This window comes from Peribacillus deserti (assembly GCF_002863585.1).
GTDB classification, from domain to species: Bacteria; Bacillota; Bacilli; order Bacillales; family DSM-1321; genus Paraperibacillus; species Paraperibacillus deserti_A.
In genome coordinates, this window is the sequence record NZ_PGUY01000017.1 from 66,536 (window position 1) to 79,024 (window position 12,489).

The 12,489-nt window shown below is 40.9% G+C and carries 12 protein-coding genes and 1 pseudogene; 5 read left to right on the forward strand and 8 right to left on the reverse strand.

Going from position 1 to position 12,489, the window contains the following annotated elements:
• Positions 1-228: 228 nt before the first annotated feature.
• Complete coding sequence (locus tag CUU66_RS06145) at positions 229-552, reverse strand: DUF962 domain-containing protein (protein ID WP_101640800.1); 324 nt, start codon at positions 550-552, stop codon at positions 229-231.
• A 468-nt stretch (positions 553-1,020) separates the two neighbouring features.
• On the opposite strand from CUU66_RS06145, the gene CUU66_RS06150 reads away from it, so the two are divergent.
• From CUU66_RS06150 to CUU66_RS24025, 3 genes are all read left to right on the forward strand, one after another.
• On the forward strand, positions 1,021-1,785 hold the full coding sequence (locus tag CUU66_RS06150) for a nuclease-related domain-containing protein (protein WP_180955174.1): 765 nt from the start codon (positions 1,021-1,023) through the stop codon (positions 1,783-1,785).
• Positions 1,786-1,906: 121 nt separating this feature from the next.
• The gene (locus CUU66_RS06155) at positions 1,907-2,305 is read left to right on the forward strand and encodes a cbb3-type cytochrome c oxidase subunit I (protein WP_101640802.1); all 399 of its coding nucleotides are present in this window, start codon (positions 1,907-1,909) and stop codon (positions 2,303-2,305) included.
• A 35-nt stretch (positions 2,306-2,340) separates the two neighbouring features.
• Positions 2,341-2,487 (forward strand): hypothetical protein, encoded by a 147-nt coding sequence (locus CUU66_RS24025; protein WP_180955175.1) that lies wholly within the window; start codon positions 2,341-2,343, stop codon positions 2,485-2,487.
• 115 nt (positions 2,488-2,602) lie between these two features.
• On the opposite strand, the gene CUU66_RS06160 is transcribed toward CUU66_RS24025, so the two are convergent.
• From CUU66_RS06160 to CUU66_RS06175, 4 genes and pseudogenes are all read right to left on the reverse strand, one after another.
• Positions 2,603-3,418 carry an STAS domain-containing protein gene (locus CUU66_RS06160; RefSeq protein WP_101640803.1) on the reverse strand — a complete coding sequence of 272 codons (816 nt, stop codon included), beginning with the start codon at positions 3,416-3,418 and terminating at the stop codon, positions 2,603-2,605.
• A gap of 202 nt (positions 3,419-3,620) precedes the next feature.
• A complete protein-coding gene (locus tag CUU66_RS06165) occupies positions 3,621-4,820 on the reverse strand; it encodes an MFS transporter (protein WP_101640804.1) in 1,200 nt (399 codons plus the stop codon).
• 366 nt (positions 4,821-5,186) lie between these two features.
• Positions 5,187-5,907: pseudogene (locus CUU66_RS06170) on the reverse strand (MBL fold metallo-hydrolase).
• Between the two features lie 327 nt (positions 5,908-6,234).
• A complete protein-coding gene (locus CUU66_RS06175; protein ID WP_101640805.1) occupies positions 6,235-6,558 on the reverse strand; it encodes a hypothetical protein in 324 nt (107 codons plus the stop codon).
• A gap of 149 nt (positions 6,559-6,707) precedes the next feature.
• Between CUU66_RS06175 and CUU66_RS06180 the strand changes: the two genes are divergently transcribed.
• Positions 6,708-7,013 (forward strand): DUF3892 domain-containing protein, encoded by a 306-nt coding sequence (locus CUU66_RS06180; protein WP_101640806.1) that lies wholly within the window; start codon positions 6,708-6,710, stop codon positions 7,011-7,013.
• A gap of 51 nt (positions 7,014-7,064) precedes the next feature.
• On the opposite strand, the gene CUU66_RS06185 is transcribed toward CUU66_RS06180, so the two are convergent.
• Positions 7,065-8,336, reverse strand: coding sequence for an MDR family MFS transporter (locus CUU66_RS06185; RefSeq protein ID WP_101640807.1), 1,272 nt, complete (start codon positions 8,334-8,336; stop codon positions 7,065-7,067).
• A 94-nt stretch (positions 8,337-8,430) separates the two neighbouring features.
• Between CUU66_RS06185 and CUU66_RS06190 the strand changes: the two genes are divergently transcribed.
• The gene (locus tag CUU66_RS06190; RefSeq protein WP_101640808.1) at positions 8,431-10,188 is read left to right on the forward strand and encodes an SgrR family transcriptional regulator; all 1,758 of its coding nucleotides are present in this window, start codon (positions 8,431-8,433) and stop codon (positions 10,186-10,188) included.
• 59 nt (positions 10,189-10,247) lie between these two features.
• On the opposite strand, the gene CUU66_RS06195 is transcribed toward CUU66_RS06190, so the two are convergent.
• On the reverse strand, positions 10,248-11,624 hold the full coding sequence (locus tag CUU66_RS06195; RefSeq protein WP_257967913.1) for an NAD-dependent succinate-semialdehyde dehydrogenase: 1,377 nt from the start codon (positions 11,622-11,624) through the stop codon (positions 10,248-10,250).
• Positions 11,625-11,787: 163 nt separating this feature from the next.
• A complete protein-coding gene (locus tag CUU66_RS06200) occupies positions 11,788-12,396 on the reverse strand; it encodes an exonuclease domain-containing protein (RefSeq protein WP_257967914.1) in 609 nt (202 codons plus the stop codon).
• Positions 12,397-12,489 lie beyond the last annotated feature (93 nt).

The window sequence follows — 12,489 nt, forward strand, 5'->3', positions numbered from 1 at the left end:
CTATATTCTATGATAGTACATAAATCTTCCAGTCTCTTACCTATTTCTTTTCCACCACAGTTTGTTTCAAAACAATTTATGCGGTAAAAATTTTTTTATGAAGGTTGTCTGTTTCAAAGGAAGTTTATAAATTTTTGGATTAGAAGTCAACTAAATAACAAAAGCCCTCTGCTAGAGGACTTTTGTTAGTATTCACACGTAATATGGTGCCCCGGCCTACATTTGCACTTAAAGGGATTCGACTTTGTCCAGTTCCTCCTTCAGCTGCCCCAAAAGTGTAAGCCGGTACATACGAAAATCAGCCCTTAATGACCAGACCGGATGGCCAAAGGTAGCCGGCTTATTTCCTTCAATAAAGAAATGGCTGATCCAGGCAAGGGCATATGCAGTAATCGGTGCCAACAATACCAGCCAGAAATTCCATGAAACAAACGCCCAGATAATGAACACAAACACGAAACTAGTACCAACGAAGTGCCACGCCCTTGTAGTAGACTTACTGTGCTGCGTGAGATAAAACTTCCAGAACTCTTCATAACTTGAGAATTTCATTAGTATTGCACCTCCTATATAAAAGGTACTTTACTATTCTTTATATAGGGGAATTATTCCTGCTTGGAGTTGTTGCGGCAAGGCCCTATTTGCGATTTAGCGCCAACATTTAAAATTCCGCACAGAGATGCGAATCTTCCGCGCTTATTTTGCTAATTTCGCGCAGAGCCATCTAGTTTTCGCGCGGAACTTTTATTTTTTCGAGCAGAGCTCTAGTATGCCTCAATTTAATAATATAAACTTTGGCCACCGGAAGGAATATCTATGCTTCTCACCGAAAAAGTAGAATAAATTAAATAAGGAAGTGATACTTTGATAATAAAAGAACGAAAAATTTCTCTAAAGATTAAGCAGCTTGAGGCTCTTTTACGGCGACTTCCGTACAAACATATAAAAAAGCGGGATATCGAAACCGAATTGGCTAAAAGAAGGGCTGGTTTTCGAGGAGAATAGTCAATTGATTTCCATTTGAGTTTTCTTCAGGAAGGAAAGTATTTCATTTTTCATGATATTCGACTGCCATGGAAGAAAGAATTCAGTTATCAAATAGATACTCTAATCTCCCAGCATTATGCTTTAATACTTGAAATAAAGAATATTGCAGGAACTTTATTTTTCGATAGACCCATTAACCAGTTAATTCGGATAATTAATGAAAAAGAAGAAGGTTTCCCAGACCCTATTCTTCAAGCAAAGAGACATAAGCTGCAGCTTTCTAAGTGGTTGGAGGAAAATGGTTTTAAGCGTCTGCCTGTAGAATATCTCATTATAATCAGCAATCCTTCAACAATAATAAAAAATGCTTCAACTACCCCATATGTTAACAAAATTTCTCATTCAGCAGATCTAATCAACAAAATATCTGATTTTGAAAAAGTTTATAGACCTATATTATTGCAGCCAAAGGAAATTAAAAAATTAAATAAACTTCTGCTACGAGCTGATTCAACCGAGGGTTCAGATATCCTTCCTCTTTACTCCTTGGTTCCTAGTGATCTTCTTACCGGAGCACAATGCAGATACTGTTCGCATCTCCCACTTATTCGATCTCACGGAACGTGGATTTGCACAAAATGTAATATAAAAGATAAAGAAGCACACCTGCAGGGATTGGAAGACTTTATGTTATTATTCCAAAAAAAATTAAGTTCTTCTGATCTTTGCAGATTCCTCCACCTTTCCTCCCGTCATACCGCTCTAAGAATAATTAAATCCTTAAAAATTTCTAAATAGATTATTAAACTTGCACACCCCAGCGCAAAGAGGATAAAAACTAAATTTCCCAAAAAATTCTATACAACAATTCTAAAGACCTATATAATTACCATATGAATAGGTAAAAAGGAGGTTATTTATGGGTATTAAGTTCCTGAAAATCTCGGTGGTCTATTTTTTTATTGGGATTGGTTTCGGTATCTTTATGTCAAGCACCCTTAAGTTTCAGTATGCTCCTTCTCATGCACACATTAATCTATTGGGCTGGACCTCTTTGGCTTTGGCTGGCATCATTTATTATCTATTTCCTGCTATTGCAGACAACAGGCTTGGCAAGATTCATTTCTGGCTGCACAATGTTGGGCTTCCCATTATGATGGCCGGTTTAATTTTACTTGAGTCTGGAGTTACATCTGCAGAACCTGTGATTGCCATTGGTGCAAGTATTATGTCCATCGGTATTGTTTGTTTTGTGATCAACGTTCTTTTCAAGCTTAAGGATACTTCCCAAGCTTCCACTAAAAAAGAAATTGCATAGTCCTTACAAAAAACTTAAAAAGCAGGTGCCATTTGATGGAACAACAAAAACCAAGTTATTATGATGGAAGCGGGAAGCTTATCATTCCAACTTCGCCTAGAAAGTCAGGATCTGTTGAAATGACTCCTGAAATTCGAAAAATGATTAGCGGCAATCCATTCATATATCAGCAAAAGAAGTAACTGCCAGCCTTGCAGCTCAAAGGGCTGCAAGGCTGATAAATTTAATTTGAGGTCCTGAGAATGATAAAAAGAAAAAAGCCTCCATCTGCAATGAAGGCCTCCCACTTCTATATCTTTAGTTCATACTGTCAATGGCCTGCCTGACCGTTGCAAACGATGTGATGGCAGAAAGATTAATTCCCCCGCTCACTACCAGCTGGGCTAAGTCAGGCCGAATCCCGGTTGCTATCGTATTCACACCAATCAGCCGCAGGACATTATGAATATCGAAAATATGTTTTGCGATTGCAGCATCTATAGTTAGTATTCCTGAGAAATCCAGGATGAGGCAGTTTACTTTTAGACGCGTAACCTTTGGAACTACTTTTTCTAGAATCATTGTGGCTCTATCTAAATCAATAGAACCAATCAGCGGGAGTATGGCGATTCCATCCTGTATCGGCACTACCGGTGCAGAAAGATAATTCACTTCCTCTTGAACTTGTTTTAGCAGTTGGTCTGTATACCGTTCAAAGGCAAATACCGTTTCATTTATACTTAAGTCCAGAAAATAGTTCACTCTTGTGATGATGGAAACCAAATCTTCAGAGGATAATCCGTAATTAAAGCATATTCTTGAAATCTGTTCAGTGAAAACAACTCTCGTATCAGGATATCGGATAATGATATCTGATATTTTCCCTTTATTGGCAGCTTCTCTTTCACCGTTTTCTTTACTCCATTTTAAAAGGCCATCCGGGACCTTTTCTTCCTTGCAGGCAAGCAGCTCCCCGAGGAAACCTAAGAATTCTGTATATATCTCTTTCGCTTGATTAATATCGCTTGTTGGTACATCGACCTTAAATCGTTGAGCTATATCATCCACAAACTCATTGGCGAGCTGAGGGGCATTGTCTTTAAGATATTGTGCAATTTCTGTTACCGAGGCCAATGAAGCTCACCCTCCAATAGATAATGTGAGTACATTATATAACATTTTATTCAAATAGCATATTCGATTTGATAATTCGGTAAAATCATAATCGCAGGAGCTGATTCAAGTTGGGTGCTGCCCGCTATAATCACTGTTTCCTCCCCCAAACTAAATAAAAAGGCCGCTAAGTATCAACATTCTTAGACAGCCTTGTATTATGTCAGCTTGAAAGTGTATGCTGCTTCTGTATCTTGACTTTTCTGTTTTCAACTGTGGCAAGAACAACTGCAGCAAGGATAAATACACTGGATATTTGAAAAAGCGTGCCGATTTCATAGGAACTGGCCAATAAACCAAATACCAGCCCGCCTACTCCAATTCCGAGGTCAATTGCAGAGAAATACATGCCATTCGCCACTCCCCTGCGTTCCGCGGGTGTACTGGCAAGAGTCCATGATTGAAGAGTTGGAATCAGGGAGCCCCAGCCTATTCCAAACAGCACTCCAGCAGCTGCTATCCCGACATCTGAGTGTGATAGGGAAAGAGTCCAAATGCCTGCAAATGTGATGAGCAGACAGATCTCAACCAATCCCCCTGGTCCTCTCTTATCAAACCATTTCCCCGAGATGGGACGGATGATCGAAGCCATAATGGCATTAAACAGATAAAAGAGAAAAATTTGATCTATTCCTCTTTCCTCACTGAAAATGACAATAAAAGTCACAATAGCGCCGTAGCCAAAAGTAGCTATAAAGGTGATGAAAGCTGGGTACCAGCTTGTTTTTTCAATGAGTGACCCCAGATAAGAAAAGTTTAAATCCGATTTCTTTGTATTTTTTACGGCTTCTGGTGTCTGGTAATGTACCACCGCAAGAAGAATAAATGCAATAACTCCTAAAACGCCAGATATGTATATTAAGTTTGAAAAAGAGGTGATCTTAAACAAGAAAATTCCCAGGCTGGGCGCGATAATCATTCCAATCGTCACAGATAGACCAAAATAGCCCATTCCCTCTCCAATCCGAGAGTTCGGAACAATATCAACAGCCGCTGTAGCATTTACCGTCGTGGACAGACCCCAGAAAATCCCATGAACTAAACGAATTGCTAAAAATATAACCACAATCTGCGATAACGGATAAATTATTGTGATCAGCAGGAGAGCAGCTGCCCCTATTAATACGAGTCCTTTTCTAGCTTTGTACTCCAGCATGTACCCGACAAACGGCCGGACAATTACCGCCCCGATCGAAAAAAGTGAGGTTACAAGTCCTATTTGTAGGCCTGAAGCTCCAATAGATTTGATATACGGGGGAAGAGTAGGAATCAGCATCTGGAACGACATAAAAACGAATAAATTCCCAATCATAAGCATAATAAACGATTTCGTCCACAAACGCTCTTTCTTTTCAATAGACATTACAATCCCTCCCTATTCATATTAGAATTCAATGTTCCTTCCATTTAGCAAGAAACAACATCCATCTTTCCAAAAAAAAAAATCTTCTCGTTTAGCGGAAGATTCATGGAATGAAATTATTTCGCTTTGCTAAATATACCATATATGTAATATGTACAGGAACCTTATTTGGTAATCTCTTGTGCTTATATAAAACGCTTAGTTTTTATTTGCTGCCTTGTTTTACACACGGCATAAAAGTTTCAAGTTTTACTTTTCGACTAACAGACGGATCCACTGTCATACAAAATTAATGACTCATTTCGTAATGATCCAAACCTGAGAAGGAGACTTCTATAGCCGCGTTTTTTAAAGAGCGCATTAACGTCAACTGGTCTTCTTGTTTTCTGTAGGTTCATCCAAGTTTTTCTTAATTTCAATTATTGCTTGATTCATGGCACCGACCGGATCTTTTATCACCGCACCATGGCCTGCCGCCAGGAATAGAGGTTTCAGTTCAGTTAGTCTACAAGCACTCGCCATGGCGGTTGGTTTACTCCAGGTGCCACAAGCAGGAAAAGGAAATCTTACAGTCATCTTGCCTGCGACCGTCACGCTCCCAACGGTATGAAACGAGTCTCCCGCAAATAATGCACCTGTTCTTTTATCCAGAAAAGCTAACGAACCAGGCGTATGGCCAGGTGCAGAATAGGCCATTAATGCCTTCTTCTAAAAGGATATCGGCTTTAGTTGCTAACGATTTGGGTGCACCGCCACGAATAGGCACCATATGTTCCCCGGGGTCTAAAGAAGTATCTCCATTCAGCATTCTCGATTCACGCTTAGAGATATACACTTTAGCTTGAGGCAAATAATCTTTTAACCGATCAAGCGACCCGAGATGATCTTCATGGGCGTGAGTCAATATAATCCTGGTAATTGGCTTTCCCAGTTTGTCAGCCGCTTTTAATATCCCTTTGTAACTAAAAGAAAGACCCGTATCGATCAGGCTCAATTCGTGGCCCTCGTCCACAAAGTAACAATTTACCGGGAATAGGTAGGGTAAAGTGGTAAGCTGATAATTATATCCGAATTTGGTAACACGCATGGTTTCTCCTCCATACTAGTACTTTTACTTTTCTAAAATATGACATTTATTATTACAAAACAAGGCTGTTTTCTAAAAGATTGATGTTTCGGTTGATTTCCACTACAGGATGCTCGCTTTCCGCGGGGCGGACGCCCGAGCCTCCTCGGCTTCGCCTGTGGGGTCTCACCTGTCCCGCTGCTCCCGCAGGAGTCTCACACCTTACGTTCCAATCAACCTGTTTAACATAGGATAAGTTCCCAGAACTTATTAAGTTCAATAACAACAAAGTTTGCGAAAACAGCCTAAAACAAAAAGCCAACACGTTTAGTTGGCCTCATTGTTTCGTTACGATCGGGTTTTTGAAACCAAATCTCCGCTCTCAAAAGGATCATATACTTCAAAGAACTTATATGTTGGTTTTTCTTGGGTGATGCCGTTTAATTCATTTTCTAATTGAGGAAATAAGAAGCTTTGGGCATTCTCTGCATCTGCTTTCGTATCCCAATAGTTAATTACCTGGTATTCCCCGTTCTGATCATCAAATAAGTATACGTTTCCCCGAAAGCCCGACAGCCCTCTGTTTACCTCGTCAAATTTTTTAGTTAAATTCTCAGCAGTCTGTCTTTTTCCTGTCCCAAGTTTATATTGTATGAGCCGCGCATGAAACATATCATCATCCTCTCAATATCCTGATTATTAAATTTATGAGAGCGAAGCAGGTTAGATGACAGTGTAAAAAATTTGACCCAGCTTAAGTTTCCGGATCATAAGTATATTTTAACTCCTGCCGCCTACTATATAGTCATGGAGGCGATCACATGGATAAATTTGAAGAAGCTTATAACAACTATATGCAGGAAGGATCACAGCAGGCCCTAAATGAATCCCGTCGCATTAATGCCGACAAGGAAGAAATCATTGCCGTAAGGAAAAATGAAGAGGGCAACATTATAGCCGTTAAAACTAATTCGGGCAGGGAATTGGATTATATAACCGCTCTTACTGAAGCAAAAGCAGGGAGGCTTTCACATGTGGATGTTTTCCACAAGTACGGACGGGACATTTTGCGGAGTGAACCCGATGGAATTAAGGAAAATAATTTGGACGAGCTTACGGAATTTTAATTCATATTGAAGGACCAGCATGATGGTATCCGCTGGTCCTTCCTGTATCCGTTATGTTGCACTGCTTGTCTTACCAGTATTTTTTGCAGCCTCAGTTCCACGGCCTTTTATTGTGATAGTAAATAACCCCATTGCCACGATTCCGCATAGGATGTAAACCGCAGCCATCCCCCACGATCCAATAGCGGCCCCAAGAATGATTCCAGCGGCCCCGATCAGCTTGGCTCCTTGGAATACAAGGCCGTTTAATGCCATGTAGGCACCTCTCGCATCTTCTTCCATTAAATCTGCCATCATCGTCTGCCTTACGGGAACGTACATCATTTCCCCAATCGTCTGTACAAGACCAGCAGCCAGCAAAATCCAAATGGAATTGCTAGCGGCTAGAACTGAATAGCCAATGACCTGTGTGATGATTCCGATATATAATACGTCTTTTTCCCGGTATTTTCTGATCCAGCCCGCAATGAATACCGTAAATAAAACAATGATAAGTGTATTTTCCGTTGTCAGAAAACTAAACATCCTGATTCCATCAATGTGGAAGACGTCTGTTCCAAGCCAGGCCAGGGAAACGGGAGTAAAGCCTTCCTCTAGTCTGATCGAAATATAATTGTTTCTCTGCATTTCTAATCCTAAAATAAATATACTGGCAAGCGAAAAGATAAGAAATGCCCGATTATGCATGACTGTACGGTAGCTAAGGGCCATATCCTTCCATACATTTAGTTTCTCCGCCGTTTTGACTGGTTTATATCCATCTGTCATTAGAAACACAATCAAAAGCAGAGTCAGCACGGAAACTCCTGTTAACGATATGAATAGTTCAAATTTGTGGGTCTTAAAAAGAAATCCGCCCATCAGTGAACCGATCATAATGGATGCATTGATTGCCCAGTAGTTAATGCTGTACATGAAGGACCTTGTTTCTTTTGTGCTGACGTCAATCAGCATAGCTTCTGCTGCAGGATTGACAAACCCTGAACTTAAGCTGTTGATCAGCATCATGAAAAACGTAAGCCACACCGATTCAAACCAGGGTGAATTAGAAAAGGTCATGAAGACAAATGATATCGTTGTGAGGGCCTGGCCCATGACCAGCACCTTTTTACGGCCGATTTTATCGGTAATGTAGCCTCCGTAAAATCCTGAGATAATGGATGCAGCCACATTTATGAGAAGTAAAATACCTGCTAAAGAGCTGCCCAGCTCCTGTGCAAAATAAATGGCCATGAATGGAAAGATCATGGAACCCACTATTCTTGTTAAAAAAGATGTAAGAATTCTTATCTGAATATTGCGGTGTAATTTAAAAAATGTCATAGCTTTCAACCTCCTATCCACAATATAATGAAGAAAAAGAGGAATAAAAAGGATAAAATTATATTAATTATGTCCCCTTTTTGGGAGGGAAGCTATGAAGTCAAATCATTATTACTTAGAAATGAGGCTTGCGTTTTACTCGGATGAAAGGGACCGGATGCTCACTAAATCTCTGGGTGAAATTGCTGAAGTTCTCTGCTGCAGTACTAAAAATGCAAAAAGGATACTTACCAAGCTTGAAGACAATCAATCCATTATTTATTCCAGAGGAAGAGGCCGTGGAAACAAGTCGACAATCACATTCACTTGTTCTCTTGAACACTATTTAAAAAGTCAGCTAAAGAGCTATATAAAAGAAGAAAAATTTGAAGAAGCACTCGCCCTATTAAAAATGCCCATTCCGGCTAGTTTCAAAGAATCTTTGACAGAAAAATTACATAGGCACGTAAACTCGTTGTCAAGCCAGCAGTCACTGGATGTCATCCGTACCTCATTAAAAAGGCCTCTGTCCAGTATGGACCCTGCCTTTGTATCCATTTCAACCGAAAGTCATATTGTTAAACAGGTTTTTGATACGCTTGTTATTTTTAATGATAAGACTTCAACTATTGAGCCTCACCTTGCCCATACCTGGGAGTACCATGAGGAGCAGAATATCTGGACCTTCTATATACGAAAAGGAATCAAGTTCCATAATGGAAAATCACTCACATCAGAAGATATTGCATATTCCTTTACACGATTGAGGGAAATCGATTCTCCCAATAAATGGCTGATGGAAGACGTAATAAGCATTCAAACACCGACGCCTTATGTAGTCCATATTATTTTGAACAAAAAAAATACCCTTTTCTTACATTATTTATGTGCTTCTAACGCCTCAATCCTTCCAGCCGGCCAGGGCTTTGATCAAAGTAAAATAATCGGCAGCGGTCCTTTTTTCATCAAGTCGTTTAATGAACACGGCCTCATTTTAGGAGCTTTTGATTCCTATTTTAAAGAAAGAGCGTTTATAGATCGAATTGAATTTTGGTATATTCCAGTACAGGAAAAAGTGGATATTCATTATGAACTTCCAGGAAATGAAGCCACCCATGAACAGTTAAGGGAACTGTCTGTACCTGAAGTAGGCTGTACATATATCGGATTTAATTTTAAGAAAACCGGAATTGTTCGTGATCTCTATTTCCGTAAAGCAATCTTTGAACTATTAGATTCAAAAGCGCTCATAGACGAACTGGGAAAAGAGCTAAAACTTCCCGCATCCAGCTTCTTCCCGTGGATCAGCAGGCAGGATAACATTAGAAAATCCCTTGAACAGGCGAAAGAGTATTTACAGAAAAGCAGCTATCATGGCGAGACTCTTTATTTGTATTTCTTTGATATGAAAGACAGCAGTGAGGATGCTTCCTGGTTCCAGAAACGGTGCCGCTTTCTTGGCATTCATGTAGAGCTGAGGCCATTCTCGATTCAACATTTTTATGAAGAAACCGAAACCGAATCTGCCGATCTTATTTTAATGGGTGAAATTTTTCAGCCTGACATCGATTTTTCCTTTACAGCGGCATTCAAAAACTCAAGCTGCTTTATCAATCGTTTTCTAACCGAACCCTACCGGCACATGGCTGACGAGAAAGTAAATCAGTTTATTAGTGAGCATTCATTAGAGAAAAGGCGGCTCTTAATGAGGGAGATTGAAGAATGGATCATGCAGGAACATCTTTTTATCTTTAATTACCATTCAGATAGAATGAAGCGATATCACGGCCTGCTCGAAGGGGTTTCTATTAATTCATTTGGCTGGGCGGACTTCCGGGATATCTGGATTAAGCCTCCGCTTCAGCTTACATAAAGAATGGACCCCGTTTCATTTGGAACGGGGTCCTGCTTTAAAAAACCTGTCCTGGATGATTATAGGCCCAGGGAGATATATTTCGTTTCCAGATATTCTTCGATTCCAAAGTGTCCGCCTTCCCGGCCCAGACCGCTTTGTTTGTATCCTCCAAAAGGAGCCTGAGCAACAGACGGCAATCCGTCATTCAATCCGACAATTCCATATTCAAGCTCTTCCATCATCTTAAATGCCTGGCTCAGGTCTTTGGTGAACACATATGCCGCTAATCCGTAAATAGTATTGTTGGCACGCTCCACGGCTTCATCGGCGGTTTTAAATGACGCAATCGGTGCCAGCGGACCAAATGTTTCTTCGCTCATGCAAAGCATTTCATCAGTGGCCCCTGAAATCACAGTAGGCTCGATGAACAGACCGCTTCCGGTTTGTTGCTGGGATTGACCGCCAGATATAACTTTGCCGCCTTTTTCAATTGCGTCCTGTATGTGCCTGTTCACTTTCTCTATCGCCTGCTCATCGATTAACGGACCAATATCGACTCCTTCATCAAGCCCGTTCCCGACCTTAAGCTTAGAAACTTCTTCGGCAAATTTCCGGCTGAACTCCTCTACAATTCCTTCCTGAACATATACACGATTTGCACATACACAGGTTTGCCCGGCGTTTCGGAATTTAGAAGCAATTAACCCCTGTACTGCCTGATCAATATCCGCATCTTCCATCACAATGAAAGGGGCATGCCCGCCTAATTCAAGCGATAATTTTTTCACTGTCTGAGCTGCATTTCTCATTAGAAGCTTGCCCACTTCAGTTGATCCTGTAAAGGAAATTTTCCGGACTCTTGTATCTTCCATCCAAGCATCCCCAATTTCAGCAGCGTCTCCGGTGACCACCTGAAGAACTTCCTTAGGAATTCCTGCTTCATATGCAAGCTCTACGATTTTAATAGCAGTTAAGGGAGTCTGTTCGGCAGGCTTAACTACGGCCGTACAGCCTGCCGCTAGAGCAGGACCTACCTTTCTTGTAATCATCGCGGCCGGAAAGTTCCAAGGAGTAATTGCGGCAATCACCCCAACCGGCTGTTTCTGTACAAGAATCCGTTTATTTGGGTGTGAAGCGGGAATGGTCTGCCCGTAAATTCTCTTCGCTTCCTCGGCATACCAGGAAATGAAGCTGTTTGCATAGGTGACCTCACCGATTGCTTCTTTCAGCGGTTTTCCCTGTTCCTTGGTCATGATCTCAGCAATCTCAACAGTATGTGCCTCTACCAAGTCAAACCACTTCATCAGCAGCGTACTTCGTTCACCAGCCGTTTTTTTTGACCAGCTTTTAAACGCCTCGTAAGCAGCATCTACAGCAGCGCGAGCCTCCGCCTTTCCGCCATTCTGAACAGCGCCAACAACCTCACCTGTCGCCGGATTCAACACATCAATCATCAAAATCACTCCTTTTTTCGGGGGACTGTCCCCCATTTCCCAGTACATAATTCTTGATATTCCTGATGTTTTGCGGGGTCCATACTTTATTTCCCAAGCTTTTTTTATCTATGATTCTAAAATACCTTAAAGTTGGTAATTAGAAAAATATTTAAGCTTCTCATTAATAGTAAACGGACTTTCGCTTAGGCGGCTCTGGCTGATACTTCCTCATCGGCCTGCTGTTGATGACTTCTTTAAGATATAATGCGCCTCTTGGACTTGTCTGCTTTAATAGTTCCATCAAGTATGTAATATCATCAAGTGCTCTATGAGTCTGGTGATTGGTGATATCGTGTGCTTGAAGCAGGGTCAGCAGCCTGCTGTTTGGAAAGCCGTAGCCTTTCCAAGGAATGCTTCTCATGGTGCAATACCATTTAAGATCGTTCACTTCGGGATACATCCTGAATAAAAAGCTTCTATCAAAGGAAGCATTATGGGCAAAAACCGTCTCTGTTCTATCAAAGTATGACCTTACCTTTTCATCAAGAAAGCTTTTCCCTTCCACCATATCATAAGGAATCCCGTGAACTCTATAGGCACTGCTATAGTTTCGCTTAGCTGAAATGGAAAGAGGCTCCCTTAAGAATGAATCCTTTTCAATAATCTCCACTACCTCCCCGGTATCCTCCCGGTAAGAAAACAGCTTTAAGGCAAGCTCAATGATTTCATCGCGGTCCGGCCCTAATCCGGTCGTCTCCACATCCACTACAAGACCCAGTTTCTTCTCCATATTCAATAAATCACCCTTATCTATTTATATCTTCCATCAGCTAAATTCATTTGAGTACATTCATTGTATCCTTTATTATACATTAGTTGAAAT